Annotated in this window: 26 protein-coding genes, 1 tRNA gene and 1 pseudogene; 13 read left to right on the top strand and 15 right to left on the bottom strand. The window is 61.0% G+C overall.

Going from position 1 to position 26,923, the window contains the following annotated elements; genetic code table 11:
* Window positions 1-33: 33 nt before the first annotated feature.
* From dcd to HUV48_RS07790, 4 genes are all read left to right on the top strand, one after another.
* Window positions 34-588, top strand: coding sequence for a dCTP deaminase (gene dcd / locus HUV48_RS07805; RefSeq protein ID WP_176267212.1), 555 nt, complete (start codon window positions 34-36; stop codon window positions 586-588).
* 309 nt (window positions 589-897) lie between these two features.
* Entirely contained in the window at window positions 898-1,647 is a 750-nt protein-coding gene (locus tag HUV48_RS07800) for an FkbM family methyltransferase (RefSeq protein WP_176267211.1), read from the top strand.
* 505 nt (window positions 1,648-2,152) lie between these two features.
* Complete coding sequence (locus HUV48_RS07795) at window positions 2,153-3,343, top strand: saccharopine dehydrogenase family protein (protein WP_176267210.1); 1,191 nt, start codon at window positions 2,153-2,155, stop codon at window positions 3,341-3,343.
* A gap of 48 nt (window positions 3,344-3,391) precedes the next feature.
* Complete coding sequence (locus HUV48_RS07790; RefSeq protein ID WP_176267209.1) at window positions 3,392-3,862, top strand: DoxX family protein; 471 nt, start codon at window positions 3,392-3,394, stop codon at window positions 3,860-3,862.
* 6 nt (window positions 3,863-3,868) lie between these two features.
* Here the strand turns inward: HUV48_RS07790 and HUV48_RS07785 are convergent, their stop codons facing one another.
* On the bottom strand, window positions 3,869-6,046 hold the full coding sequence (locus tag HUV48_RS07785; RefSeq protein ID WP_176267208.1) for a TonB-dependent receptor: 2,178 nt from the start codon (window positions 6,044-6,046) through the stop codon (window positions 3,869-3,871).
* Window positions 6,047-6,257: 211 nt separating this feature from the next.
* Here HUV48_RS07785 and HUV48_RS07780 point away from each other — a divergent pair, with 211 nt between their 5' ends.
* Complete coding sequence (locus tag HUV48_RS07780; protein WP_176267207.1) at window positions 6,258-7,331, top strand: hypothetical protein; 1,074 nt, start codon at window positions 6,258-6,260, stop codon at window positions 7,329-7,331.
* An 11-nt stretch (window positions 7,332-7,342) separates the two neighbouring features.
* The gene (locus HUV48_RS07775) at window positions 7,343-7,909 is read left to right on the top strand and encodes a fasciclin domain-containing protein (RefSeq protein ID WP_176267206.1); all 567 of its coding nucleotides are present in this window, start codon (window positions 7,343-7,345) and stop codon (window positions 7,907-7,909) included.
* 59 nt (window positions 7,910-7,968) lie between these two features.
* Here HUV48_RS07775 and HUV48_RS07770 read toward each other — a convergent pair.
* Window positions 7,969-8,043, bottom strand: a tRNA-Gly gene (locus HUV48_RS07770).
* Between the two features lie 215 nt (window positions 8,044-8,258).
* On the opposite strand from HUV48_RS07770, the gene HUV48_RS07765 reads away from it, so the two are divergent.
* The gene (locus HUV48_RS07765; protein ID WP_176267342.1) at window positions 8,259-9,188 is read left to right on the top strand and encodes a tetratricopeptide repeat protein; all 930 of its coding nucleotides are present in this window, start codon (window positions 8,259-8,261) and stop codon (window positions 9,186-9,188) included.
* A gap of 10 nt (window positions 9,189-9,198) precedes the next feature.
* Window positions 9,199-9,807 carry an LON peptidase substrate-binding domain-containing protein gene (locus HUV48_RS07760; RefSeq protein ID WP_176267205.1) on the top strand — a complete coding sequence of 203 codons (609 nt, stop codon included), beginning with the start codon at window positions 9,199-9,201 and terminating at the stop codon, window positions 9,805-9,807.
* Between the two features lie 8 nt (window positions 9,808-9,815).
* On the opposite strand, the gene HUV48_RS07755 is transcribed toward HUV48_RS07760, so the two are convergent.
* From HUV48_RS07755 to argB, 5 genes are all read right to left on the bottom strand, one after another.
* Window positions 9,816-10,439 carry a MarC family protein gene (locus tag HUV48_RS07755; protein WP_176267204.1) on the bottom strand — a complete coding sequence of 208 codons (624 nt, stop codon included), beginning with the start codon at window positions 10,437-10,439 and terminating at the stop codon, window positions 9,816-9,818.
* A complete protein-coding gene (locus HUV48_RS07750) occupies window positions 10,436-11,206 on the bottom strand; it encodes a Cif family virulence factor (protein ID WP_176267203.1) in 771 nt (256 codons plus the stop codon). The genes HUV48_RS07755 and HUV48_RS07750 overlap by 4 nt, the downstream gene beginning before the upstream one ends.
* Window positions 11,203-12,102, bottom strand: coding sequence for a bifunctional methylenetetrahydrofolate dehydrogenase/methenyltetrahydrofolate cyclohydrolase FolD (folD, locus tag HUV48_RS07745; RefSeq protein ID WP_176267341.1), 900 nt, complete (start codon window positions 12,100-12,102; stop codon window positions 11,203-11,205). Before folD ends, HUV48_RS07750 begins: the two co-directional genes overlap by 4 nt.
* A gap of 4 nt (window positions 12,103-12,106) precedes the next feature.
* On the bottom strand, window positions 12,107-12,385 hold the full coding sequence (locus HUV48_RS07740; protein ID WP_176267202.1) for a YggT family protein: 279 nt from the start codon (window positions 12,383-12,385) through the stop codon (window positions 12,107-12,109).
* Window positions 12,386-12,480: 95 nt separating this feature from the next.
* On the bottom strand, window positions 12,481-13,416 hold the full coding sequence (argB, locus tag HUV48_RS07735) for an acetylglutamate kinase (protein ID WP_176267201.1): 936 nt from the start codon (window positions 13,414-13,416) through the stop codon (window positions 12,481-12,483).
* Window positions 13,417-13,516: 100 nt separating this feature from the next.
* Between argB and HUV48_RS07730 the strand changes: the two genes are divergently transcribed.
* A complete protein-coding gene (locus HUV48_RS07730) occupies window positions 13,517-13,807 on the top strand; it encodes a hypothetical protein (RefSeq protein WP_176267200.1) in 291 nt (96 codons plus the stop codon).
* Between the two features lie 361 nt (window positions 13,808-14,168).
* Window positions 14,169-14,372, top strand: a complete 204-nt coding sequence (locus tag HUV48_RS14350) for a hypothetical protein (protein ID WP_225871616.1) — start codon at window positions 14,169-14,171, stop codon at window positions 14,370-14,372.
* A 210-nt stretch (window positions 14,373-14,582) separates the two neighbouring features.
* On the opposite strand, the pseudogene HUV48_RS14620 reads toward HUV48_RS14350, so the two are convergent.
* The 4 genes and pseudogenes from HUV48_RS14620 to HUV48_RS07710 form a co-directional block, all read right to left on the bottom strand.
* A pseudogene (locus HUV48_RS14620) lies at window positions 14,583-14,699 on the bottom strand (DUF1294 domain-containing protein); the annotation flags it as partial.
* 89 nt (window positions 14,700-14,788) lie between these two features.
* Window positions 14,789-15,607 carry a hypothetical protein gene (locus HUV48_RS07720; protein WP_176267198.1) on the bottom strand — a complete coding sequence of 273 codons (819 nt, stop codon included), beginning with the start codon at window positions 15,605-15,607 and terminating at the stop codon, window positions 14,789-14,791.
* Between the two features lie 46 nt (window positions 15,608-15,653).
* Entirely contained in the window at window positions 15,654-16,481 is an 828-nt protein-coding gene (locus HUV48_RS07715) for a HipA family kinase (RefSeq protein WP_176267197.1), read from the bottom strand.
* A 28-nt stretch (window positions 16,482-16,509) separates the two neighbouring features.
* On the bottom strand, window positions 16,510-17,568 hold the full coding sequence (locus HUV48_RS07710; protein WP_176267196.1) for a ribonucleotide-diphosphate reductase subunit beta: 1,059 nt from the start codon (window positions 17,566-17,568) through the stop codon (window positions 16,510-16,512).
* A gap of 252 nt (window positions 17,569-17,820) precedes the next feature.
* Here HUV48_RS07710 and HUV48_RS07705 point away from each other — a divergent pair, with 252 nt between their 5' ends.
* From HUV48_RS07705 to HUV48_RS07695, 3 genes are all read left to right on the top strand, one after another.
* Window positions 17,821-18,258 carry a hypothetical protein gene (locus HUV48_RS07705; protein ID WP_176267195.1) on the top strand — a complete coding sequence of 146 codons (438 nt, stop codon included), beginning with the start codon at window positions 17,821-17,823 and terminating at the stop codon, window positions 18,256-18,258.
* Window positions 18,259-18,343: 85 nt separating this feature from the next.
* Entirely contained in the window at window positions 18,344-18,580 is a 237-nt protein-coding gene (locus HUV48_RS07700) for a DUF2171 domain-containing protein (RefSeq protein WP_176267194.1), read from the top strand.
* Window positions 18,581-18,734: 154 nt separating this feature from the next.
* Window positions 18,735-21,329, top strand: coding sequence for an AMP-binding protein (locus tag HUV48_RS07695; protein ID WP_217906722.1), 2,595 nt, complete (start codon window positions 18,735-18,737; stop codon window positions 21,327-21,329).
* Between the two features lie 28 nt (window positions 21,330-21,357).
* On the opposite strand, the gene HUV48_RS07690 is transcribed toward HUV48_RS07695, so the two are convergent.
* The 4 genes from HUV48_RS07690 to nadB form a co-directional block, all read right to left on the bottom strand.
* A complete protein-coding gene (locus HUV48_RS07690) occupies window positions 21,358-21,573 on the bottom strand; it encodes a hypothetical protein (protein ID WP_176267192.1) in 216 nt (71 codons plus the stop codon).
* A gap of 36 nt (window positions 21,574-21,609) precedes the next feature.
* A complete protein-coding gene (locus HUV48_RS07685) occupies window positions 21,610-23,685 on the bottom strand; it encodes a ribonucleoside-diphosphate reductase subunit alpha (RefSeq protein WP_176267191.1) in 2,076 nt (691 codons plus the stop codon).
* Between the two features lie 567 nt (window positions 23,686-24,252).
* The gene (locus HUV48_RS07680) at window positions 24,253-25,224 is read right to left on the bottom strand and encodes a sensor histidine kinase (RefSeq protein WP_176267190.1); all 972 of its coding nucleotides are present in this window, start codon (window positions 25,222-25,224) and stop codon (window positions 24,253-24,255) included.
* A gap of 68 nt (window positions 25,225-25,292) precedes the next feature.
* Window positions 25,293-26,876 (bottom strand): L-aspartate oxidase, encoded by a 1,584-nt coding sequence (gene nadB / locus HUV48_RS07675; RefSeq protein ID WP_176267189.1) that lies wholly within the window; start codon window positions 26,874-26,876, stop codon window positions 25,293-25,295.
* Window positions 26,877-26,923 lie beyond the last annotated feature (47 nt).

The raw sequence follows: 26,923 nt of genomic DNA, 5'->3' as shown, positions 1-26,923 counted from the left end.
CCGCATGCGCGCCTTCGGGAATTAATGCCGCGCATGGCGATACTCAGCGACAAGTGGATTCGAGAAGCGGCGCAGACCCGGGGCATGATCGAGCCCTTCGTGGAAGCGCAGCGGCGAGACGGCTGCATCTCCTACGGCCTCTCCTCCTACGGCTACGACGCGCGCGTCGCGGACGAGTTCAAGATCTTTACCAATGTCGACAACGCGGTAGTCGATCCGAAGGATTTCGCGGCTACCAGCTTCGTCGACCGGCAGACCGACGTCTGCACCATCCCGCCCAACTCCTTCGCCCTCGCCCGCACGGTCGAGTACTTCCGCGTGCCCGAAGACGTACTCGTCATCTGCCTCGGCAAATCGACCTATGCGCGCTGCGGCATCATCGTGAACGTCACTCCGCTGGAGCCGGGCTGGGAAGGCCACGTGACGCTGGAATTCTCGAACACCACGCCGCTGCCTGCAAGGATCTACGCCAACGAAGGCGCCTGCCAGTTCCTGTTCTTGAAAGGCAACGAGCGGCCCGAAGTCACCTACGCAGACCGCGCCGGCAAATACATGGGCCAGAAAGGCGTGACCCTGCCGAGGCTGTGATGGAAGCGCTACTGGCAGGCGAGTGACAGGCGGCGTCTGATCTGGCTCGCATATTGCCGCCCGGCATCCCGTAATGGAGCGTCAGCAATAGCGCATGCCGCGCTGAAAGCCGCCCATCCGCTAACGACCCCGAAACGGTCGTTAAGTTGCCTGGTAAGTTATCCTGATAACAGACTGGCTGTTTTTCGCAGTAGCCGGCCGAAAGCGGTTGATCGGATCACCACCCGATATCGGCTCTCTAAGCCGCAAGGTTACGGTATGTTATGTAAATGTTCACGGCGTCTGGTTAAGGGCTGAGATCGTTAGAGAGTGAGGAAATTTCACTTGGTTAGTGCAATTGCTCGAAAGCTTCAGTTCAAGATCGACAAACGCATAGCGAGAGATCACCGGTACGCCCTTGATACGTACCTGGCGCTTGCGGACATTCGGGACTGGTCGAAGAATGACCTGATTTTCGATGTCGGCGCGAATGACGGGCGAACAATCATGCGCTGGCGGCGCCACCTCGGTGCAACGCGAGTTTACGCTTTCGAGCCGGTCGGAAGCACTTACCGAACTTTGGCGAAGCGGACGGGCGATATACCGCAAGTCAAATTATTCCAGCTTGGTTTGGGAGAGAAGGCCGAACGCCGTAAAATCTATCTCCACGAAGCTTCTGCGCTGAATTCATTCTATGCGGACCGGGTAAGCGCAGACACGACTGAGGAGGTCGAAGTGGAAACGCTCGACACCATTGTCGAGCGGGAAAAGGTCGGAACTATACAGCTACTCAAGATTGACGCCGAAGGTCATGACCTTGACGTCCTCAAGGGCGCGACACGCTCGCTTGAACAGGGCAAATTCGAGATCATACAGGTTGAAGCGGGTTTCGAAGTTCCTGGAAAGTCGGAAGCAAGCCTGTCGGATTTCACCAAGTTCCTAAGGCCATTTGGCTATTTCCTTCATGCGATCACTAATCAAAGCAAGGTCAGGGTTCCCGAGTATGCACGGAGAACGCCTGTTGCACACGGCGAGCCTTGGATGCTGGGTTATGGCGACGCGATCTTCATCAAGGGATAACGTCGTAGATTCCAGTCCGCTAACCACCCCATTTCGGTCATTCGCCACCAATTGTTACTGGTGCAAAAGCTGCCACCGTGTTTGCGGTCGATTCAGTAAAAAGCCTTTGCCTATACAAGCCCTTCAGTTGCCATTCGCTAATTTCCTACTGCGCGGAAATATGCTGCAACCGGCTCCATGATCTCGCTGCGTCATCGGACAGGTAAAACTATCGCCGCCAACCGGGTGACGCTTGAGAACGACAAGGGTGACACTTCTGCCGGCAGATCGACGCATTGCCTATCGCTACGGTTACGCATCATCGGAACGGGTTACACTGCCCCGCCGAAACGCGACAGTTTGCGCGCCAGGGTTACGCTTGGAACGCGCTACAGTGACACTTTGTCGCTTTTACCCCTGTACCGCGTTCCATGTGTTCCACCTCGCGGATCGCAAACGGGCGCCGCGCCTTTGACAAACGCCCTCGCCCCGGCGCACACCGGGCGGCAAAGGAGAGGTTCGAGGTATGGCTGACAGGGAATTCGACATCGTGGTCTACGGCGCGACGGGCTATACCGGGCGCCTCGTCGCGGAACACTTCGTGCGAGAGTACGGCGGCAAGGAGGGGGCCCCGCGCTGGGCGATGGCCGGACGCAACAAGGCGAAGCTCGAAGACGTGCGGACGCTGATCGGCGCGCCCGCCGATACGCCGGTGATCGTGGCCGACGCCCACGAACCTGCGACGCTCGATGCCATGGCAAAGCGCGCGAAAGTCGTCATCACCACCGTTGGCCCTTACACGCTCTACGGAGAGCCGCTGGTGAAGGCGTGCGCGGAGAACGGAACGGACTACTGCGACCTCACCGGCGAGCCAACCTGGATCCACGACATGATCGGCAAATACGATGCGGCCGCGAAAGAAAGCGGCGCGCGCATCTGCTTCTCCTCCGGCTTCGATTCCATCCCGTTCGACCTCGGCGTGTTGATGCTCCAGAAAGAGGCGGTGAGCCGCTTCGGCAAGCCCGCCCCGCGCGTTCGCGGACGGGTGCGCGCGATGGAGGGCAGCTGGTCGGGCGGCACCGCAGCGAGCATGAAGGTCGTGATGCAGCAGGTGATGAAGAACCCCTCGCTGTTCAAGCTGATGTCCAATCCCTTCGCGCTGACGCCGGGCTTCGACGGGCCGGACCAGCCGAGCGGCAACATCCCGCATTACGAGAGCGATCTCGGTAAGTGGGCTGCGCCCTTCGTGATGGCAGGCATCAATACGAAGAACGTCCACCGCACCAATTACCTGCGCGGCCATCCCTACGGGGAGGACTTCCGCTACGACGAGATGGTGCTGACCTCGCCCGGCGAGATGGGGAAGAAGGCCGCCGAAGCGGTGGCGAAAGGCGTCAAGAGCATGATGGGCGGCGAAGGCGCGCCCAAACCCGGCGAGGGGCCGAGCGCGGAGGAGCGGGAGAACGGCTTCTACGACGTGCTCTTTATCGGCGAGATGCCGGACGGCGAGACGTTGCGCTATGGGGTGAAGGGAAAGTACGATCCCGGCTACGGCTCGACCAGCCGAATGATCGCGGAAACCGCGATGGCGCTGCTCGAAACGCGCGGGGAGACCGGCAAAGCGGGCGGCGTGGGCACGCCGGGGTCGTTCCTCGGCGAGACGCTGGTGGACCGGCTGCGCGAACATGCGGAACTGACATTCGCGCCCGAGAGTTAGGATGCGGCACGCGGCTGCTCCTGCCGCGCCGAACGGGGAGAGTTAACGATGGCGATGATTGCGGCGATAATCGGGAGGATCCTGATCGCGGTCCTGTTCGTCCTGGCAGGCATCATGAAGATCGCCGATCCGAGCGGGATCACGCAAACACTCGAAGCCTCGAACTTCCCCGGATCGCTCGCGCTGCCCATCGGCATCTTCGAAGTGGTTGCCGGACTGCTCCTCGCCATTGGACTGATGACGCGCCTCACCTCGATCCTGCTGTTCGGTTTCACCATCATCACGATCCTCATCGCGCACAACGACTTCCTCGACCCGATGCAGGGACAGATGGCGCTGAAGAACCTCGCGATTGCAGGCGGCCTCCTGATGGTGTTCGCATACGGGCAGACGCGCGGAACGCTTGATCACATTCGCAGCCGCGACAAGACACACGACGCGGAGCTTCGCGCGGCGCGAGCGGAAGGCCGAGCCGAAGGGGCGGAGCACCGCGTAAACGGCGACCGCCCCCGGATTTAACCAGCGTCAGAAGCTGGAGCGCAGGCTCACCTTGAAGTTGCGCCCCGGCAACGGCACGAAATCCTTGGTGAAGCTGGTGTGGCGGCGGCCAGTGACATCGAAGATGTTCTCCGCCTTTAAAAGGATGCGGACCGTGCTGTCGCCGCGGATCGGCTTCCACGCAAGCGAGGCATTGACGAAGGTAAAGTCGTCCGTCTCCGTCTCGAACGGCGCAATCTCGTCCTGCGCTCCGAAATACTGGACTTCGATGCGGGCGTCGAGCGGATCGGTCTGCGCTTCCAGAGCGCCGAGCAACGACAAAGGCGGGATACGCGGCAGGGGCGTTCCGTCATCGAGCTTCGCCTCGACGTAGTCGCCGCGAATGTCGGCGAGGAACGTCAAGCCGTCGCGCCGGTAGAACGGCAGCGACAGTTCGCCCTCGAGCCCGAAATAATCAGCGTCCCCCTGGAAGTACTGAAATACCGGCAGATCGTCCTCTTCCACCCCGATGTCCTGCAGGTAGATGTAGTCGCTGAACCAGTTCTTGTAGACGGAGAGCGAGAAATTGGCCGGGCCGAATGCGCCGCGCACGAAGCCCTCCAGGCCCCATGCGCTTTCGGATTCTAGGTCCGGATCGCCGACTTCGAACGCTTGCGTCGCGATGTGCGGACCGTTGGAAAAGAGTTCCTCCGCGCTCGGAGCGCGAGCGGCTCGCGAGCCAGTCAAGCCGATACGAACGCCCCGGCTTTCCGCGTTTTCGTATATCAGCGACAGGGCGCCGGAGACATTGTCGAAGTTGCGGTCGATCCCGAGCTGCACCGAATCTACGTCGGTCATCTCGTAGCGGGCGGCACCCTCTACCTGAAATGAGCCGAGTTCGACTTCCTGCAGGGCGAATACCGCGAGCTGGTCGGTACGGTTTGGCGCGATAAAGGCTTCTTCGCCGACCGCTTCGAAGTCACGGAAGTAGTACTGGGTGCCGACCGATCCGCGCAGCGGACCGGCTGCGTTCTGGACGAGTTCCACACGCGCCTCGATACCTTGAACGTCGAAGACCGTGCCGACTTCGTCGCCTTCGAATTCGGTATGCGTGTAATCGCTGTAACCGACGCGGGTGATGAGCTGCGAGAAGAAGCCGTCGCCGATGTCGACAGCGCCGCGCAGGTCCGCGCGGTACTGCCTCAGGCCGATCGTGACGCGCTCTTCACCCTCTTCCTCGACCTCACCGGGTTCTTCGCCGGCTTCGCCTTCCTCGCCGTGGTGATGCCCCGTGCCCGGGCGGCCGGGAACGCCGTAGAGCGTATCGTAGATACCGAAGGATGCGCCGAGCGTGCTGTCGTCGCGGAAGAAGGCCGCACCGATATTCGCGTTCCACGTTTCCGTCGCGCTGTTGGGGACGAAGCCGCGCTGTTCGGCTGCCTCGAGAAGCTCTTCCGCCTCTTCGAATTCGCCTTCCTCTTCTTCCTCCGCCGCATCGGCCAGAAGGTCGGCACGGAGTTCGGGCGCGATGGTGTAACCGGGAACGGAGAAATCGTCGGTATTGCGGTACGACCCGTCAACATGCACCACGAAATCGCGGCCTACCGGAACGTCGAGCGAACCGCCAATGCTGCGCAAGTCGCTGACCGTGTCGGCCTCGGCAATCGCATCGACATGGAAGGGCTCGGTGACGGGGCGGCGCGGTATGCGCGAATCGATGACGTTGACCGCGCCGCCGATCGCTTCGCCGCCGTAGAGAAGCACTGCCGGTCCGCGAAGGATATCGATCCGCTCGACGGTCAAAGGGTCGATCGACACGGCATGGTCGGCGGAAGTGGCCGAGGCGTCGATCACGCCGATCCCGTCGACAAGGACGCGCACGCGCTCGCCGCCGAAGCCGCGCAGCACCGGACGCGAAGCACCGGGCGCGAAGCCCGTGGTCGACACGCCAGCCTGTTTGGCGAGAATGTCGCCGATCTGCCCGCTCATGTCGCGCTGCAGTTCCTCACCCTCGACCACCGTCGTTCCGGCGAGCACGTCGAGCTGGTTGAGGCTACCCACCGTCACGACGATCTCCGGGCCTAGTTCCGTTCCCCGGTTGTGCAGATCGTCGCCGACGCTCTCAGCCGGCGTGTCGTCCGCATCCTGGGCGGCCGATGGCGCGGCCAGCGCGGCGGACATTGCGATAAGAGAAGTGGAGAGAATTCGTGGCGCGTAGAATTGCATGAAGAAGCTATATCCTGCGATATGATGTTACGTAACAACATCCCCCAAACATAAACTCCTGTAATACGCAAGGGCGAGTTGCCATTGCGAAGCGCCAGTTCCGACCAACGCCCAGTGTACCGCGATGAAACGCGCGCAATCGCTTGAAGCGCCGCGAGGAACGCGGCCCGCCCTCGGTCATTTTCACTGAACATGTTTTGGGAGACTGCCTGTGCGTAAAACTAAACGTACCGCACTTGCGGCGAGCGCCGCGTCGCTGGCCTTAGCCTTGGCGCCGCCAAGCTTTGCCCAGGGTCAGGGCAAAGGGAATGGAAAAGGCGGCGGACCGCACTCCGCGCAGGAAAACCGCGGCAACGGCGGCGGTAACGAAAACCGCGGCAACGGCAATGGCAACGCCGATCGTGGCAACCGTGGCGGACCTGAAGTTTCTGCTCGCGGTAACGGAAATGGAAACGCCGACCGCGGGGGCGGCAATGCGAGTCGCGGCGACCAGAACGGCAACGCCGATAGGGCGAGCGGCAGCCGCAACGATGCTCGTTCAAACGGCAATGGCAACGCAAACCGGGGCAACGCCAGCGCGAACCGAGCCAACGGCAATGCGAACGTGAGCCGCGGCAACGGTAATGGCGGCGGCAGCGCGGCCATTCGCACGAACGGCAACCGTGACCGCACGAGCAATGTCTCGTACAGCGGGCTAAGCGACCTGTACGAAGTGCGCTCGCAGCTGATCGACGGATGTCCGCCCGGTCTTGCCAGCAAGCGCAACGGCTGTTTGCCTCCGGGGCAAGCGCGGCAGCGCTACCGCAATTACGATCCCGGCTTCTTCGGCCTGTTTGGCGCCGACCGCGGGGATTACTACTACAGCGACGGCTATCTGCTGCGCTATCGTGGCGATGGGCTCTTGGGTTATCTCCCCCTGCTCGGCGGAGCGTTGGGGATCGGCAACACCTGGCCGTCCTATTACGAACCGCGTCCGATACCCGATTACTACTCGAGCTATTACGGCTTCGACGATCCCACCGATTATCGTTACGCCGATAACGCGATCTACCGGGTCGATCCCCAAAGCCAGGTCATCCAGTCGGTTGCGGCTCTTCTTACCGGCGACCAGTTCGCGGTGGGTAGCCCGATGCCGAGCGGGTACGATGTTTACAACGTTCCCTACGGGTACCGTGACCAATATTACGACACCCCGCAGGAGAACTACCGCTATGCGGATGGGCAGATTTATCAGGTCGATCCGACGACACAGCTCGTCACTGCAATAATCGATCTGGTGCTGTAAGGGACCGTCTGATGACAAGATGGAAAACGCGAGCCGCGATCGCCGGTTTGATGGCAGCCGCTCTCGCATCGTGCGGAAGCGAACCTGGTGAAACGGCAAACGCCGCAAACGGTCCTATCGATGCGACCATGGCCGAAGCTCTTGCAAGTGCCGGGCTGTTCTCCTCTGCGTCGGATGCCTTCGAACGAACCGGCCTTGATGGCGTGCTGGGAGGCGAAGCAAGCTACACGGTCCTCGCCCCTTCCGACGGAGCGTTCGAAGGACTTTCACAAGACGCCCAATCAGCCTTGCGGGACGAGACGAACGGCGCGGTGCTCGCCGCCGTGCTGCGCGAGCATATGATCCCCGGCGCGCTGACGCCCGACGACATCCGCCAGGCGCTCGCAAACAACAGCGGCAGCGTATCCATGACGAGCTTCGGCAAAGGTACGCTCACCTTTCGCATGGAAGGCGACAAGCTGGTCGTAAGCAACGAGACTGGACAAACGGCCGTTTTCGGAAACGACATCGTCCGGGCGAGCAATGGCGTAGTCATTCCGATCGACGGCGTGCTGATCGATCCGGCTTCGTTGCCTTAATTTAGTGAATTGCAGCAGCAGGCCGCATAGCGCCGCCGATCCATGCTGCGGCATCCAAATGGAGCGGGCGAGGCGATTCGAACGCCCGACCCCAACCTTGGCAAGGTTGTGCTCTACCCCTGAGCTACGCCCGCTCACTTGGCGTCCCGACGGTGCGCGAAGGCGCTGGTACCGCGGTGGGGAAGCGGGCGATTAGCAGCGAGTGCCAAGACCGGCAAGGGGTAATTTCACCTACCGGGCGCTCGCGTACTTCCGGCCGCCCGAGGGTCGCCCGCCCTTTCAATTCGTGTCATAAAGCCCACATTAGCCGCTACACACAATTACACGCAGGAGCACAACCTTGGCGAGCATGGGCCTCAATCTCGAAGAACAGAAGGCAGTCGACAAATTCCGCACGGAGGTGGTCGAGCCTTCGATGTCGAACCTCGTCATCCTCGATTTTTATGCCGACTGGTGCGGGCCGTGCAAGGCGATCGCTCCGATGCTGGAAAAAGTCGCGAGCGAGTATGCGGACAAGGGCGTCGTGCTCAAGAAGATCGATGTCGATGCGGAGCAGTTCATCGCCTCGCAGTTCCAGGTGCAGTCCATCCCGACGATCTACGCGATGTTCCAGGGTCAGCCGGTCGCTGACCTGACGCAGGCGCGCAGCGAGTCGCAGTTAAAGCAGGTACTCGACCAGCTCCTCGAGAAGCTTCCGATTGGCGGCGCACAGGACAGCGCTGGCGAACCCGGTGCTCCGTCCAAGGAAGAAATCGACAAGTATGTCGCCATGGGTGAGCAGGTGCTGGCGGAAGGCGACGGCGAGCGCGCGGTAGGGATCTTCGCGCAGGTCGTGGACATGGCAAGCGACAATGGGGCAGCCCATGCCGGCCTAGTGCGCGCTCTTATCGCGAGCGGCCGCACCGACGAGGCACAGGCGGTTCTGCAGCAAGCGGAGGCCAACCCGGCGCTGGCGAACGATCCCGTAATCGCACAGGCGAAGAGCGCGCTGGAACTCGCCGCGGATCGCCCGGACGACAGCGAGGTCGAGGCGCTTCGCCAGAAGGCAGAAGCCGATCCATCGGATATGGATGCAGGGCTCGCCTATGCAGAAGCGGCGTTCGCCGCCGGACACCGCGATGCGGCAGCGGACAAGTTGCTCTCGATGATCGAAGCGGACCGCGAATGGAACGAGGGCGCGGCTAAGGCGAAGCTGCTGCAAATCTTCGAAGCGGTAGGGCTCGAAGACCCGTGGGTCGTCGAACACCGCCGCCGCCTATCGCGCATATTGTTCGGGTAGGTTGTCGGTTTTGCGTCTTTCGATCTTCCCCCTGCCCGGCGCGATCCTGTTCCCCGGATTGCAGCTTCCCTTGCACCTGTTCGAGCCGCGCTACCGCGCCTTGGTCAGCGACGCGCTCGCCCGCGACCGGCGGATCGCCATGATCCAGCCGCAGGAACGCGGCGACGGCGCGCCCCTCTACAGCGTCGGCTGCGTCGGTAAGATCGGCGAGTTCGAGGCGCTGGACGATGGCCGCTACAACATCGTTCTCGAAGGGGAGAGCCGCTTCCGCCTGCTACGCGAACTCGATGTTTCCACCCCCTTCCGGCAGGTCGAGGGAGAACTGATCGAGGATCCGGAAGACCAAGTGCTGTCCAGCGTCGAGCGCGCCGGCCTCGAAGGGGAAGCGCGCCTGTTCGCGGATGCGCAGGGTTACAGCGTTGATTGGGACTCGGTCACCCGGCTCGACGACGAGACGCTGGTCAACGGCGTTTCGCAGATCGCTCCGTTCGATTCGGCCGCGAAACAGGCGCTTCTGGAAGCGCCCGATCTCGCCACCCGCTGCGAATTGCTCGTGCAGCTGATGCAGTTTTTCGGCCTGCACGACGGCAACGAGGGCGGCCGCGTTACGTTGCAGTAGCCAGGCTCTCAGACGCCGAAGCTGCCCCTGAGGCCGTCGATCACGTATTGCGCGGCGAGCGCCGCCAGCAAGACGCCTAATACGCGGGTGATCGCCGCTTCCACCTTGTCGCCGAACAGCCGCATGATCGGACGCGCCGCTATGAGCGCGAGCAAAGTCAGTATGAGTACGCTTGCGAGCGCCCCGAGTACTGTCAAAGCCTGGGCTGTCTCGGCGGCCTCGTTCATAAGCAGCATGACCGCCGCGATGGCGCCAGGTCCGGCGAGCATCGGTATCGCCATCGGGAAGACCGACACGTCCTCGACTTCGGGCGTGGCGGCAATTTTCTCAGCCCGCTGTTCGCGGCGCTGGGTCCGCTTTTCGAACACCATCTCGAAGGCGATCCAGAACAGCATGAGGCCGCCCGCGATGCGGAAACTGTCGAGTTCGATGTGAAGGGCCGCGAGCAGTTGCTCACCGAACAGCGCGAAGACCAGCAGGATAGCGGCCGCGATCAGGCACGCGCGGATTGCCATCGTCCGGCCCTGCGCAGCAGTCGCGCCTTTGGTCAGCCCGGCATAGATCGGCGCGCAGCCGGGCGGGTCGATGACCACGAACAGGGTAATGAAGGCCGACAGGAACAGTTGCGTCACGGCTGCGCAACCTCGCCGTCAGCACCGACGTCAAAACGCAGTGCCTGCTTCCATGCGCCGTTCTGGACGATCCGTACCCCGAAAGTTCGGCGTCCGTCAGCGTACTGCCCCCAATCGTACACGAGCGAACGATCGCGCGACGTTGCGCTGTCGCCAGTCATGCCCGCAGGAACGACAGTGACGGGCGGCGGCGGCATGGGCGCAGTGCACTCGGATACTTCGCCACGGATCATCGGGTCGCCTTCGACCACGATCACGCCATCGGGATCGAGCAATTCGGCGCGCCCCCTTCGTTGCCGCTCGGTCAAGGCGGGGTCGGTAGCGCTGATCCGGTAGACCCAGCGGTAGGAGTTGTCGCGCTGCCGTTTCCATACGGTCGCGTAGTATCCCCAAGTATTGTCGGGCTGCGCGAATCGGCCGCGCGACACGGCGGTTTCGCCATCGCAGCTCATCCAGATCGCGGTCGGCGTCCATTGCTCTGCTGCCGCGGGATCGGCGCGCTGGGCGAGCCACTGCCGCGCCGCGACCGGACCGGCAGGCGTATGGATCACCGCGCCGTCGCCCGCATATTCAGCGAAGGCGGTCCACTGCCCGTCCTCGCGCGCCTCGCGCGAGAATGCGATCTCCGTCGAAACGATATCGCTCGGCTGCGCTTCGCCCGGCGCGCCTGCCAATGCGCGGTCGATGACCTCGCGCGACGGGCCGGTGGAGCAGCCGGACAGCGCCAGCGCCGATAGAGTTGCAACGATCAGCGCGCCGCGGATCACAGCGCCCCCTCTTCGAGTTCGAGACCGGCGTTACGGTACGCCGCCACTAGCGTATTCCGCAAAAGAACGGCGATGGTCATCGGACCGACCCCGCCGGGGACCGGGGTGATGGCTCCGGCCTTTGCGAACGCCTCGTCATAGGCGACATCGCCGACGAGCCGCCCCTTCTCCTCGCCCGGTTCGGGGGCAAGGCGGTTGATGCCGACATCGATCACCGTCGCGCCGTCCTTGAGCCAGTCAACCTTGACCATCTCTGGCCTGCCGACCGCCGCCACGACGATATCCGCACGCCGCACGACTGCCGGCAGATTCTTCGTCCGGCTGTGCGCGATCGTGACCGTCGCATTCGCGTCGAGCAGCAGCTGCGCCATTGGCTTGCCGACAATGTTCGAGCGTCCGATAACCACCGCCTCCAGCCCCGAAAGGTCGCCCAGCCTGTCGGTGAGCAACATCATGCAGCCGAGCGGCGTACAGGGAACGAACCCCGCCTGCCCGACCGACAGACGCCCTGCGTTAATGACGTGGAATCCGTCCACGTCCTTGTCGGGCGCGATGGCGGCGATCACGGCCTGCTCGTCGAGATGACCGGGAAGCGGCAGCTGGACGAGGATGCCGTCGACCGAATCGTCCGTATTCAGCCGCTCGACCAGTTTCAGCAGTTCGTCCTGCGAGACATCCGCATCGAGCCGGTGCTCAAAGCTGTTCATGTTCGCCGCGAGCGTCGCTTTCCCCTTCGCGCCGACATAGACCTTGCTCGCCGGATCCTCGCCAACCAGAACGACGGCGAGACCTGCTTTGCGCCCGGCCCTGTCCACGAACGCGCTGGCGTACTCGCCGACCCGCTCCCTCAAACGCGCGGCAAATGCCTTTCCGTCGATGCGCACCGCTTCGCCCATCGGATCAGCGCGCAATGCTGGTAAGGACGATCACCACCGCATTTAGCAGCAGGATCAGCACGAGCGGTGAGAAATCGATCGCGCCCGTATTCGGGATCAGCTTGCGAATCGGACGCAGGATCGGCTCGAGCAGGGCGTTGATAGAGTTGAAGACCTGCGTCATGAACTCGTTGCTGCGGTTGATGACGTTGAATGCGAACAGCAATCCGATCACGAACTGGATGATGACAAGCATCACGATCGCGTTCGTGATCATCACGATAATCTGGATCAAGGCGTCCATAAGTTACTCAGCTTCCCGTCGGTGTTGTCTAGCGCGCCGTTCTGCGCCTGATGTTGGTGTGTTGACCATATAACACGCTTGGCTGCGGAAGCCAGTCATTCGGCAGCATCGTCCGCGCGGATGAGCGTGCCCGCCCCGCGCGAGGTGAAGAACTCGAGCAGCATGGCGTGCGGTACCCGTCCATCGAGCACCACTGCGGCCTCGCAGCCGTCCTCGACCGCTTCGACGCAGGTCTCGAGCTTTGGGATCATCCCGCCGGTGATCGTGCCTGCTTCCCTCAATTTCGCGATACTGCGCGGCGTGAGGTCGGTGAGAAGCTCGCCAGCATCGTCCAGCACGCCGGCGACATCGGTCAGCAGGAACAGCCGTGCCGCACCCAGCGCGCCCGCGATCGCGCCTGCCATGACGTCGGCGTTGATGTTGTAGGTATGCCCGTCCGCCCCCGCACCGATCGGGGCGACGACGGGGATCATCCCGCTGGCCGTAGCGGTTTCGAGCAGCGACGTATCGACTACTGCGGGCTTCCCGACGAAGCCCAGGTCGACCGCCTGTTCGATGAGGCTGTCCGGGTCCTTCACGGTCCGCTCGACCTTCTCCGCAGTGACGAGATTGCCGTCCTTGCCGGACACGCCGATCGCCTTGCCTCCGGCGCGCGCTATCCACCCGACGAGTTGCTTGTTGATCGCACCCGACAGGACCATCTCCGCGATTTCCGCCGTGGCCTTGTCGGTAACGCGCAGGCCGTCCACGAACTCGCTTTCGACCCCGAGCTTCTTCAGCATCGCGCCGATCTGCGGCCCGCCGCCGTGTACGACGACAGGGTTGATGCCCACCGCTTTCAGGAGCACGATATCCTCTGCGAACTCGCGCGCGGCGCGCTCGTCGCCCATCGCGTGGCCGCCGTATTTCACGACGAAGGTGCGTCCGGCGTAGCGCTGGAAATACGGTAGTGCCTCAATCAGCACCTGCGCCTTCGCATGGGTTCCGCCGGACCCCGCCGGGCCTGTCGTATCGTTCGCAGTCTCGCTCATGGCCGCGTCATCACTTTGCTTCGAAGTTCGCTTTGATCGGGAAGGCCCCGCGCATAGCGGCTTGGCGAATGGTTGGGAAGCGGGCAGAAGGCGCCGCGTCATGAGCGCTTTTTCCGAACTCAGCTTCACTCCGATCCTGATCCTCGTCATCTGGTCGTACGTCATGTACCGCATCGGAGTCGGCGTGGGCCGACGCCATGTATCGCAAGCGGCGAAACGCACCGTCGACCTCGAGAGCGTTCCGCCCGAAGTCCGCCAGCGGATCGATGCGCTCGTCCGCAGCGGCGAGCGGATCGAGGCGATCAAGCTCCTTCGCGAAGCAACCGGCTGCAGCCTCGCCGAAGCGAAATGGACTGTCGATGCGATACCGGGAGCGGGCGCCGGGCGGTGAAGCGCCGTGCGCGGCCGCCGCGTTTCGACCAGCGCTGGCACCGACAGCGGCGGCGCAAGAAGCGGCTGGGCAGCGTTTTGCGCACCTTCCGCGCCTCGCTCGCCTTGGCGCTGGTCTTCGGGCTCCTGGTCGTCGCGCAGCGGCTCGGGCTGACCGGGGGCGAGACCTGGGTGCTGCGCGACGGGCGCGTCCCCGTTTGCGGCGAAGGCAGCCGCGGCGCCGCGATGTGCGCGATCGACGGCGACACGCTCGCCGCCGGTCCGCGCCGCATTCGCCTGACCGGGTACGACGCGCCCGAGACCGACGGAGCTTGCGAAGCCGAGCGCGACAGAGCCCGCGAAGCGACCGCCGAACTCTCCCGATGGCTGAGCGCGCAGCCCTTCGAACTCTCGGGCGGAGACGGTCCCCGCGCGACAAATACGGCCGCGAGCTCCGCAGTGCCCGCCGCATGGTCAGCGGCACCGAACGCTTCCTCGGACAAGGTTTCCTCGCCGACCACATGCTCAAGCGCGGGCTCGCGGGCGAAAGCGGCTGGGGCGGGGACGAGACCGACTGGTGCGCTTGAGTGGAACTGGCGATCCGCTGTAGGAAAGCAGTGGCGAAAAGAGCCCGCAGGGTGCAGAATGGCGCAATGCGCAAATACGCCCTTCCCGCCGCATTGGCGGTGTTCGTCTCCGTCTTCATCTCGGATGGCGAGCGTATGCAACCTGTCGCTGAAGCTTTTCTTGCGGGTCTTGTGCCTGAATAGTTGCCGTCCGGCGTAAGCTCCGGGCGTACCGCCCAACGCGGCCCAGCTTAGCAGACGCGCTTCGCTGATCCGCCGCCGCCCGCCTTCCGCCAAGATCTTATCGATGCCGAAAGCAGCGAAGGCGACGAGGTTGATCGCGATCACGCGAAGCTAGTCGCAGCAGGGTGGGCTGGTCCCGAAACTGCTCCGCCGCCCCCACCCCCAGCCCTCCCCACGGGGAGGGGGATTTGAACTCAATTCAGCTTTGTGGGAGGCAATGCACTAGCATTGAACAACGTTGGAGCATTACGTTTCGGTTCAGAAGAGATGGCAAGGTTCGCAAACTTCTCTAAAAACTGTACTTTGTTTTCTTCACTTGCCCAGTTAATCAGTTCTGCCCCTTGATGCTCTACAGCGTATAGAGAGGGAGCGAGCGCTCGCTCTAAATCAGCTGGAGCCTGATAAACAAGTTTAGGCCGAACCGAATTATTACCGAACCCTATTCGCGCGTGTTCAAAGGTCAAAGTAGACATTGCGATCTCATACAGAGAACGTTGAAGGGAAACTTCCGTCGAACTCGCATCGACTGACTCAACGACATGATACGCTCCGTTTTTCAGAACAAAGTCGGCCTCGACCCCTTCAGCCAAAGAATGACGATACAAAATGCGATGACTATCTAAACCTTCGGAAGGCTTCGCGAGAATCTTTTCAGAACGGAAAAGCTTTGCGATCTCTTGCCTAAGCTTTGTTGGTCTTTTGCGAACTGGCTTGGGTGGTGCGACTTCGGCATCCACATAGCGTACCATCAGATCAGAAATGTAATGTTCAGCTAATACATTGGACCCCGGCGTGAATGTACCTTTAAAATTACATTCTAAGAAGCTGCTAGCTGCAACACGCTGAGCAACGTCGTCAAAAGAGCAATCCTTGACCGACGCAACTACGTGATTGAGTTCATTTAGAAGATCACTAGGGTCAAGTGCTGCAGAGATGGCACGCACCTTGTCTAATTTACGTGCATGGCGCACGCTAAACTTTCCGTCACTCTCTACCAACAAACCAACGTTCAAACACTCATTCCGCAACTCGTTCGAGTGGAATTTCAAAACCCAAAATTTACAAGAGATGGCCATTTTTTAGGCCAGCGCACAAAGCTTCAACACGCTCGAGAAGTAGCGAACCTGACCAAATCTCATCAATTCGTTCCCTTTCTCCCACATCAACCCATTCACTAGGCATCGCGCGAAAAAAACTTTTGATAACCGACCTTGGAACGGCTCTTATCTTATCGACCATCTGCAGTGCCGAGTCTTCAAAGAAGCTATGAACCGTGCGCAGTTTGCGCGCTACATGAACTGTCTCAGTTTTTCCATTCGGAAATTCAGTGATCCCACAGCTTCCGAGATTTGCTGCCGAGAAATCGATAGGGCGGAGTCGCATTGGCGTCGTATCGTTCAAAGCTATGATATTGTCAGCGCTACGATCTGTGTTTCCGATGAAAAGATCAAAGGCATACAGTTGACTGAACCAACGACTTGGAAACGAAAGGCGTCTGCCCAGTTCGTCCTTTCGCTCTGTTCTTAGAAACTGGATGCGCGCCACATCCGTCGCAGTTGAAGGCATGCGCCGCGAACCGAAAAATGTTTCGTCCGTGTCCTCATCTTCAACCACCCTGAAATCAGGTGGGGCTAATGCAAGCTCCGTAGCTAATTGAGAATAAAAAGCTTCGCGCATCCGACAAGGCAATCCGCCTTTGTCGGATTTGCAATAATATAAATTTTCATCGTCGGCACGCGAGATAAACTCAATGTGAGCGCCCGCAGGCGGTATTTCTCTCGTGCGTAGACGAACAGGAAATAGCTGCCCTTCGGAGTTCGGATATTGCTCGTTCAATATCGTAAAACGCTCCGTAAGCTCATTGCCATGTAGCTTTGGGCCACTCATATGTTTTACCTAGCTAGGTAGAAGACGCCTACTCCGCAGCCACTCCCTCACTCTCGTCCCCGAACAGCCCCGGACCGTCGTCTTCAGCGGCTTCCTCGTTCGCGGCCTTGGCTTTCTTGCGGTTGTCGAAGCTGGCCCACACGTCCTGCCAGTTGCCCTTCGTCGCGCCCTTGGAATATTCGGTCGCGCGCGTTTCGAAGAAGTTGGCGTGCTCCACGCCGTTCAGCAGCGGGGTGAGCCACGGCAGCGGGTGATCTTCCACCATGTAAATCGCGGGCAGGCCGAGCTGCTGCAGGCGCCAGTCGGCGATGTAGCGAATGTATTTCTTGATCTCTTTCGCGGTCATGCCGGGCACGGGGCCGTCCTCGAACGCGAGGTCGATGAAGGCATCCTCCAGCCGCACCGTCTTCTGGCAGGCGTCCATGATGTCTTCCTTGACCGCCTTGGTCAGGCAGCCGCGTTCCTCGCAGAAGGCGTGGAAGAGCTTGGTGATGCCTTCGCAGTGCAGGCTTTCGTCGCGCACCGACCAGCTCACTATCTGGCCCATGCCTTTCATCTTGTTGAAGCGCGGGAAGTTCATCAGCATGGCGAAGCTGGCGAACAGCTGCAGCCCCTCGGTAAAGCCGCCGAACATGGCGAGCGTGCGGGCGATGTCCTCGTCGCTGTCGACGCCAAAATCCTGCAGATAGTCGTGCTTCGCCTTCATCTCCTCATATTCGAGGAACATGCCGTATTCGCTTTCCGGCATCCCGATCGTGTCGAGCAGGTGCGAATAGGCGGCGATGTGCACCGTCTCCATATTGCTGAAGGCGGCAAGCATCATCTTCACCTCGGTCGGCTTGAAGACGCGGCCGTATTTCTCGTGGTAGCAATCCTGCACCTCGACATCCGCCTGGGTGAAGAAGCGGAAGATCTGCGTGAGCAGGTTGCGCTCGTGCGCGGTGAGGTTCTGCGCCCAGTCGCGGCAGTCCTCTCCCAGCGGCACTTCTTCCGGCATCCAGTGGATCTGCTGCTGGCGCTTCCAGAAGTCGTAGGCCCACGGATATTCGAAGGGCTTGTAGGTCTTGCGGGCTTCGGTCAGCGACATGTTGATTTCTCCGGCAGATGTCCGAGCGGAATGAAAGGCGAACAACCAACATAGGAAACCATGCCGGTGATTCGATAGCAAGAGGGGTCAATCGGGTGGGGATAACGACGAGATTTTGTGCAGGCGGGGGTAAATGCGTCACGCAGGTGGGCCGCAGCGGCGCGAGACGGGGGAACGGCAGCGCGGGGCAGCCGTTAACTTTTACGAGCGCGCGGGCACCAAGGCCCTCGCAAATGCAAAAGGATACTCCCCATGGGCGAATACGAACCAGACGACAGCCGCAAGGTCACGCACGGCGAGCCGAACAACCCGATTGAGCCGCAGCGCACCGGCGGCCGCGAAGACGAAGCGCGGCGCAAAGCGCAGCAGGACGCGCAGGAAGAGAAACGCCGCAACCAGGCGCGCGAGAACTCGGGCATCGACGGCGATCAACCGCAGGCGGTCCATAGCGAAGCGGGCGAGGCCCGGCCCGAATACGATCAGTACGAGGTCAATCAGGCGGGCAGCATCAACGGCTCGTCCGCAGGAGCCTCCGGCCAGACCGCGGCGGAAGCGGCCGAGACGAAGCCCGGCGGCGCGCAGGCGGCCTATGGCAACTCCGCGGACGAAAAGGGCCGCGAGGAACAGGACGGTCAGCGCCGGCAGAGCCAGTCGCAGTCGTCCGGCTCCCAGTCGCAGTCTCAATCGTAGAACCGGCCGCCGGATGCGCTGAATTGTGGAACATGAGCGCCGCCCGGCCATTGATTGAACACACCCTCTTATGAAAGGAAATTACATGTTCGAGAAGATCAGGATCAAGGAACATATGGAAGTGGCCGACAGCAAGGGCCAGCACGTCGGAACCGTCGATGATGTCGAAGGTGACAATATCAAGCTGACCAAGTCGGACAGCGGCGACTCTATGCACCACATGATTCCTCTTTCGGATGTCGAAAAGATCGACGACAACCGCGTATACCTGAAGGACGGTGCGCGCATTCCGGCGGGATTGGGCAACAAAGCCAGCGTCTGAACAGATTTAAAGACCTAAAATTAACCCCGGCCTCGTTAACGACGCGGCCGGGGTTTTATCATGCGCAATCTATTTACAAACACGATGTGATCCGCATTTACAGTCTCGAATACCGAGATGTCATTACCCGCGAATTCGTGTTTTTGGGGGCACCGTGCTGCACAATTGGACGATCGTCGCGACAGAGAAACTGTCAAGTTTAAGGTTCGCACATATTGCAGCAGGCGCGTGGCAATCCGGCAAGATCCTCATGCCCGTGGCACCGGGCCAGTCCGTTTCGGAATACGGCATCGCAGCCGATGAGACCGTAGAGAACGATGGCGGCGGCGGCTGGTTCGATCAGAACTTCGAACTGTCGGATAGTAAGGATCCGGCTCAGATCAGTTTCACCTCTGGTACGACCGGTACATCGAAAGCGGTACTGATCAGCAGATCGGCCGTCAGCGCAACTGTAAGGCGGATTACCTCTGTCATGGAAATGACGAGCGAGGTACGCGAATACATCGGCGTGCCGATCACTTTCAGTTTTGGGCTTGGCAGAGTGCGCGCCGTCGCAGCGGCCGGCGGGCAAAGCTTCATACCAGGACACGGCTTCCGTTTGGATGAGTTCGCGCGGATGCTGGATGATGAAGATGTCAACGCATTCTCCGCCGTTCCCACCATCCTGCGTGTCGTCCTGCAGAACGAAGCGGTTTTCTCGAAATCCGGTCACAAATTGCGCTGGCTCGAAATCGGCAGCCAGTTCATGGACGAGACCGAGAAGGAAGCCATACGCAAGCTATTTCCCAACGCAAAAATAGCACAGCATTACGGTTTGACTGAAGCGTCGCGATCTACCTTCCTCCGCATCGACAAGGCCGCTTCCGAAGATCTGGCGAGTGTCGGCAGTCCGCTGGACGATGTCGAAGTCGCCATTGGAGCCGACGATCGCATACGTGTCCGTGGGCCACACTTAGCCGAGGGATACGTTCGGAACGGTGAACTAGCGTCCATCACCGGCGACGACGGCTGGTTGGAAACCAGCGATCTTGGCCGTTACGAGAACGGAAATTTGCATTTCCTCGGCAGGGCAGACGACGTGGTTAATATCGGCGGGATCAAGGTTTCCCCGGAGATTATCGAGCGGCAATTTTCGGAAAGCCTTTCAGAATCCGGTTCGCCGACGGTCAGCGAATTCGCCGCGGTCGGTGTACCGGATCAGTTGAGGGGCGAAAAACTATGCCTGTGCGTCCCCACCGGGTTCGACAAAGAGATTGCAGCGCAGCAATTGCGCTCGATCCTGAAGGACTACGGGCTCGGGCCAGCTGATTCCACTGTCATCGAACTCGATACGATCCCGAAAACCGAAACCGGGAAAATACAGCGCAATCTTCTCAAAGCGGAGTGTAGTGCGAAGTTGACTGAACCTGCACCGACAGGGAATGTGCGCGATGCTGAGCGAGAGACGAACATCGACGCTCAGTTTAGTGAAGAAGAAGCTGAAATAGCAAAGATCTGGAAGGAAGTTCTTGGTCTGCGGTCGGTTGCCCGTGACGATACTTTCTACGACTTGGGCGGCGATTCCCTGTCGGCAATCTCCGTCATGTTGCGCATGGAAAAGGCCGGCATTCCCGAGCATGTAGCACAGCAAATCTTCGAGGGCCGCACAATCGCGGAAATCGCGGCCTCTCACGGGAGCGGCGGGGTAAGCCACGGACCGGCACTACAAGCAATCACGGGGAACGCGATCAATTTTACGCGCGGCATTCTGGTCCTTATCGTGATTGGAGCGCACTGGGGACCTTTTATTTGGGAGAGGTCCGGATGGATCGGGAGCGCGTTCGCAGAATGGAGCTGGCCGCTGTTCCGCTTCGGCACCCCGGGTTTCGCGATGGTCTTCGGGCTGGGTCTCGGGTATTTCTGGTCCCCGATGGCGCTTTCCAATAGTGCGCGGCTGATAAGTAGAATAAAGACCAGCTTCCTGATCGTCGCGTCCGGTCTCGCGATTATTGCCATACTGCGCTCTGTCGTCCTGTTACTCACCGACGGGTTTGCAAACGAGCAATGGCCGCGATCGGTATTTTACGATGTTCTCGCTTTTTATCTGCTGGCGGTTCTGACCACCTATCCGATCCTTGCCTTCATAACCCGGTCGAAGAAGCCTTTGCTTACAAGCTTGATGCTGATGGTCGTGAGCTTCGGCGTAGCGGAGTTGGTCCGCCCCCTTCTCGATTACGAGGCGACGGGTTTCCTTAAACTTGGCACTACCTTGCTGTCGTCGAACTACGGCTACCCCGTTATGCTTGGCTATACGCTAATCGGACTCAGTGCAGGCCTATGGATCAGAGAGCATAACAAATCCGCTGATCTGGCCCTTACCGCGGCGCTGGGCGGAGGCGTTCTGTTTCTCGGCGGCATAGTTCTATCGTTCAGCGTGAACATGCAGGCGCAGTGGTTTGTCGGATTACCGACGAAGCCGGCATTGTTCACCTATGCGGGTGTGATGCTGCTTTTGTTCGCAGTGAGTTTTCATTGGCAGCGCACATCGGCCGGGGGGCGGAACCTGCTGTTTCAGGGTATGGTTCTTCTGGGTGTTCTCGCCTTTCCGGCGTATGTCACCCATGCCGCGGCCCCACCGATGAAAGAATTGCTGGAGTTGTTCGGGTTACCGGACATCTTGGCGCTCGCAGTCCCAGTAGCGCTTGCAGTCGGCATCATTTTGCTGGCGATGTCCAAAATTTATCGGGTCTATTTTCCGAAGCAGAAATGACCTGCCAGGCGTAGCGACTAAGCCAGTCTTAGCGGGCGAGTTCGCCGACCACCTCTTCCGGATCGTCCGAATGGTCTTCGACCGCATCGTAGAGATCGACGACCGCGAGCGCGAGACCGCCGATCGCCAGGGCCAGTGACAGGCGCCGAAATGTCTTTCGCTTGTTCGGCTCGGGCCGGCGGTTGGCGGCAGCGCCCATCAGGACGGCCGCCACCAACATCAAAAACACCGCGACAGTCAGCATTCCGAGTGCTCCACAGCTAGCACTGAGCGCGATACCTTACTGGCAGCTCAAGCATTCCTCGTAGTCGGTCTGCTGGCCCACCGCACCGGCGGCGGCTAGCTCATATTTCGCTGCGTCCTTGGTGTTGTCCGCTTCGACACCGCCTGCAAAGCCGGCGCGCTGCACCGATTTCGAGCGCAGGTAATAGAGCGACTTGATACCTTTCTCCCATGCCTGGAAGTGCAGCATCGCCAGATCCCATTTGTCGACATCCGCCGGGATGAACAGGTTCAGCGACTGCGCCTGGTCGATGAACGGCGCGCGGTCGGCTGCGAATTCGAGCAGATAGCGCTGGTCGATCTCGAAACTCGTCTTGAACACCGCCTTTTCCTCTGCGGAGAGGAAGTCGAGATGCGCGACCGAACCGCCGTTCTCGAGGATCGAATTCCAGACATTGTTGGAATCCTTCGACTTCTCTCGCAGCAGCTTTTCCAGATAGGGGTTCTTCACCACGAAGCTGCCCGAGAGCGTCTTGTGCGTATAGATGTTCGCCGGAATCGGCTCGATACAGGCCGATGTGCCGCCGCAGATAATGCTGATCGATGCGGTCGGCGCGATCGCCATCTTGCAACTGAAACGCTCCATCGCGCCCATTTCTTCCGCATCGGGGCACGCGCCGCGTTCCTCTGCGAGAACCATGCTCGCCTCTTCCGCCTTGCCGGAGATGTGCTTGAACATCTTGAGGTTCCACACCTTCGCCATTGGGCCTTCGAGCGGCAGGTTCTTCGCCTGAAGGAAGGAGTGGAAGCCCATCACGCCGAGGCCGACGCTGCGCTCGCGCATGGCGGAATACTTGGCGCGGGCCATCTCGTCCGGCGCGCGGTCGATGTAATCCTGCAGGACGTTGTCGAGGAAGCGCATAATGTCCTCGATGAATTGCTTGTCGCCGCTCCACTCGTCCCATTTCTCGAGATTGAGCGAGGACAGGCAGCACACTGCCGTGCGGTCGTTGCCGAGGTGGTCGACGCCGGTCGGCAGCGTGATTTCGCTGCACAGGTTCGAGGTCGATACCTTGAGGCCGAGTTCGCGGTGATGCTTGGGCATCATCCGGTTAACGGTGTCACTGAAAACGATGTAGGGCTCGCCAGTCGCAAGCCGCGTCTCGACCAGCTTCTGGAAGAGGCTGCGCGCATCGACCTGCCCGCGCACTTCGCCGGTCTTGGGCGATTTGAGGTCGAACTTCTCGCCCGCGCGCACGGCTTCCATGAACTCGTCGGTAATGAGGACGCCGTGATGCAGGTTGAGCGCCTTGCGGTTGAAATCGCCCGAGGGCTTGCGGATTTCGAGGAACTCCTCGATTTCCGGGTGGCTGACGTCGAGGTAGCACGCTGCCGAACCGCGCCGCAGCGAACCTTGCGAAATTGCGAGCGTCAGGCTGTCCATCACCCGCACGAAGGGAATGATGCCGCTGGTCTTGCCGTTGAGGCCGACCGGCTCCCCGATGCCGCGAACATTGCCCCAGTAAGTGCCGATGCCGCCGCCCTTGGAGGCGAGCCAGACGTTCTCGTTCCATGTGCCGACGATCCCGTCGAGGCTGTCGGAAACCGAGTTGAGATAGCAGGAGATCGGCAGGCCGCGGTTTGTCCCGCCGTTCGAAAGAACGGGCGTCGCCGGCATGAACCACAGTTTCGAAATGTAGTCGTAGAGGCGCTGCGCATGATCGGCATCGCCCTCGTCCGCATAGGCATCGGCCACGCGCGCGAACAGGTCCTGAAAGCTTTCTCCCGGAAGCAGGTAGCGGTCGATCAGCGTGTCCTTGCCGAACGCGGTCAGCAGATCGTCGCGCGAGGCGTCGGTCTTGATGTCGAACCGGCGGTCGTTGATCTTCTTGCTGTCGCTCTTCGCCGCATTGGCCTGCGCGGCTGCCGCCACCGCATCTGCGAGCGCCGCATTCGCCTTGGCCGAAACGAGTGCTTCGCTGCCCTTGTCGTCCGCTGCCATGCCTACTGCTGCCTTCTCGTTTCCTGTTTCGTGCCTTACGCCGGATTTCGCATCGGTCGCAGTTTCGGTTTCCGTCATCGTATCGTCCCGTTCGAGTCCCATACCCGCTTCACCGCTGCTCCTGAAATCCATGTACCTGCCCCGTCCCTTACTGTGGACGGACGTTCGTATCGCCCGCCGGTGTTCACTATTCGTTCGATTCGGGCAAGCCCGCAGCAAGCCCGATATTTGTCGCTTCGCCCCAGTCAGTTCGGGAGCGAAAAACCGTTTATTTTCCGGCCGAAAGATGGCCGAAACCGTCATGCCGAGTACACCTTGCAAGGCTTCGTCCCGGACCACCTCCTATATGGTGACGATCCGGGCGCTACCCAAGGTCTGGTATGCACCCCTCTATGACCAACCACTAGATACTGAATCATGCGGGACTCGCGCGCAAGAGGGTGAATGCGCGATTAGGGCTAAGTTTTCCCCATATGCATCGGTGTCATATCACCATGCCACACCGCGACGCGCCGGAAATGCTTGGCTCGCTCAAACCGCAACCGAAAAAGACCGGCTGGCAAAAAATTTTCATCGGGAAAAATAAACGCGGGGGGTTTGGATCAATCGAATCGGATCGTGTAATTCTCATGCCGTCGCCGGCCGCCTGCCGAACGCTTCGCCGAGTGTCGTACCTCGATTAATGGCAAGTCAAGGGAGTCAGGGTTTCGGCTCGAGAACGATCCGGCATTCGTAGCCTTCAGGCGTTATCGAAGGTTCGACCCGCGCGCGCGCGCCGATTGCCCCCCGGATCAGCTTGGCTCCAAACCCTGACGGCACATCCTCACGCGGAGCAGGCCCCCCGTGCTCTTTCCAGACCAGCGTCAGGTCGCTGTCGGGTGTCACCGCGAAGGTGACCGTTCCGTCCTTGTTCGAGAGGGCGCCGTACTTCTGCGCATTCGTGATGAGTTCGTGAAACACCAGCGCGAGGCCCTGCGCCAGCGAGGCGTCGATCTCCGCGGCGTCCGCACCCGTCATCGTCACGCGCTCCTCCAGACCTTCGAAGGCGGCAAGTTCGCGCCGGAGTATCTCTCCGGGAGTGAGAACCAGCGACGGCTCCGACACCAGCAAGTCCTGCGTGCGGGCGAGCGCGTCTACGCGCCCCTCCAGCCCCCGCGCGAAGGCTTTCAGGTCGTTCGCATTGCTCGCGGACAGCCGGATCATCGAGCGGATCATGGCAAGCATGTTGCGGACCCGGTGATTGAGCTCCTGGGTGATAAGCGACAGGCGCTCTTCGTCACGCTTGGAATCAGTAATGTCGACCACGTGACCGATCAGGCGTTCGACCGTTCCTTGCGAACCGAGGATCGGCCGACCCGCAGCACTGATCCAGCGCTCCTTCCCGTCGCTCCGCACGATCCGGCACTCGAACACCCAGTCCTGCCGCAGTTCGACCGCGCGCTGCTGAGTCTCGTCCACCCGTGTGCGGTCGGCATCGACTACGTGGTTCAGGAAATCGGCGTAGCTCCAGTTTTCGACCGGTGTCTCGTAACCGAATATCTGGTCGTGCTGGCTGCTGCGCGCGGCCTGCCCGGTTCCAAGATCGAGTTCCCAGATACCGATTAGCCCGGCGGTTACGGCGAGGCGCAAGTGTTCGGAACTATGCTCTTCGAATGGAAGGATATCGGACATCTGCCCACGTGCTACCAAGCCGGGCAAACTATGTCACATGCTAAAAATGTTGCTTCAAGTCGCTGAAGTCATGGGATGAGCACAGTATCTTCGGCAACCGGCAGAGTTTCGGGATAGTCGAGGGTGTAATGCAGCCCGCGGCTCTCGTGCCGTTTGAGCGCGCTTCGCACGATAAGATCTGCTGCCTGGTGCAGGTTCCGCAGTTCGATGAGGTCGGTCGTTACGCGGAAGCTGCCGTAATAGTCGTCGATCTCCCGCCCGAGCGTCTGGATGCGGTGCGCTGCCCGTTCGAGCCGTTTGGTGGTCCGAACGATCCCGACGTAATTCCACATGAAGCGGCGGATTTCGGTCCAGTTCTGCTTGATGACCACTTCTTCGTCGGAATCGGTCACGCGGCTTTCGTCCCACTCACGGATCGCGGGCGGCTCGTCCATTTCGCTCCAGTGATCCAGGATGTCGCGCGCGGCCGCCTCGCCGAACACGAAACATTCGAGGAGACTGTTGGACGCCAGGCGGTTTGCGCCGTGCAGCCCGCTTTCGGTAACCTCGCCCGCCGCCCATAGCCCCGGCAGGTCGGTGCGCGCATCGAGGCCGACCAATACGCCCCCGCAGGTGTAATGCTGCGCCGGCACGACCGGGATCGGCCCGGTGGTCATGTCGATGCCGAGACCGATCAACTTTTCGTAGATGGTCGGGAAATGCTGCTTCACGAACTCCGGCTTCTCGTGACTGATATCGAGATGCACGTAGTCGAGCCCGTAACGTTTGATCTGGTCGTCGATCGCACGCGCCACCACGTCTCGGGGAGCCAGTTCCATCCGCTCCGGGTCGTAGTCGGCCATGAACCGGTGGTCGGTTTCGGGGTGGTAAAGCCTGCCGCCCTCGCCGCGCACCGCCTCGGTAATGAGGAAGTTCTTGACCTCCAGATTGTAGAGGCAGGTCGGGTGGAACTGCATCATCTCCATGTTCGACACGCGGCAACCGGCGCGCCATGCCATTGCGATGCCGTCGCCGGTCGCACCGCGCGGCGCGGTCGAGAAGAGGTAGCAGCGGCCCGCTCCGCCGGCGGCGAGCACAGTGGCGCGGGCTACATGGGCCTCGACCTTGCCGGTCGCTTCGTCGAGCGCATAGGCGCCCCATACCCGGCCCGACCCCGAATAGCGCTCCGCATTGCGCCCGGTGATGAGATCGACGCAGCTGCGCCCCGGAAGCATGGTGATATTCGGGTTCGCCTGGGCCGCTTTCAATAAAGCATCCTGCACCGCCCAGCCGGTCGCGTCGTTAACATGGACGATCCGCCGGTGCGAATGGCCGCCCTCGCGGGTCAAGTGCAGGTCGCCCGAAGCCTTGTTGAAGGGCACGCCCAGTTCGACCAGCCGCTCGATCGACCCGGGCGCGCGCTCGATCACGAACTCGACCGTCTCGCGCCGGTTGAGGCCCGCGCCCGCTACCATCGTGTCGCGAATGTGGTTATCGAACGTGTCGCCTGCGTCGAGCACTGCTGCGATCCCGCCTTGCGCCCAGGCCGTGCTGCCGCCGGTGAGCGAACCCTTGGCGAGCACGAGCACCTTCTTGTGCTCCGCGAGTTCGAGCGCAGCGGTCAGGCCGGCCGCGCCCGAACCGATGATGAGGACGTCGTGCGTTTGTGTCATGCCGCGTCCTTTGCACAGCAAACCATGGCGCGACAGAGCCAAATCGC

Source organism: Qipengyuania atrilutea (assembly GCF_013370205.1).
GTDB classification, from domain to species: Bacteria; Pseudomonadota; Alphaproteobacteria; order Sphingomonadales; family Sphingomonadaceae; genus Actirhodobacter; species Actirhodobacter atriluteus.
This window is presented reverse-complemented; position numbering and strand designations above follow the sequence as displayed.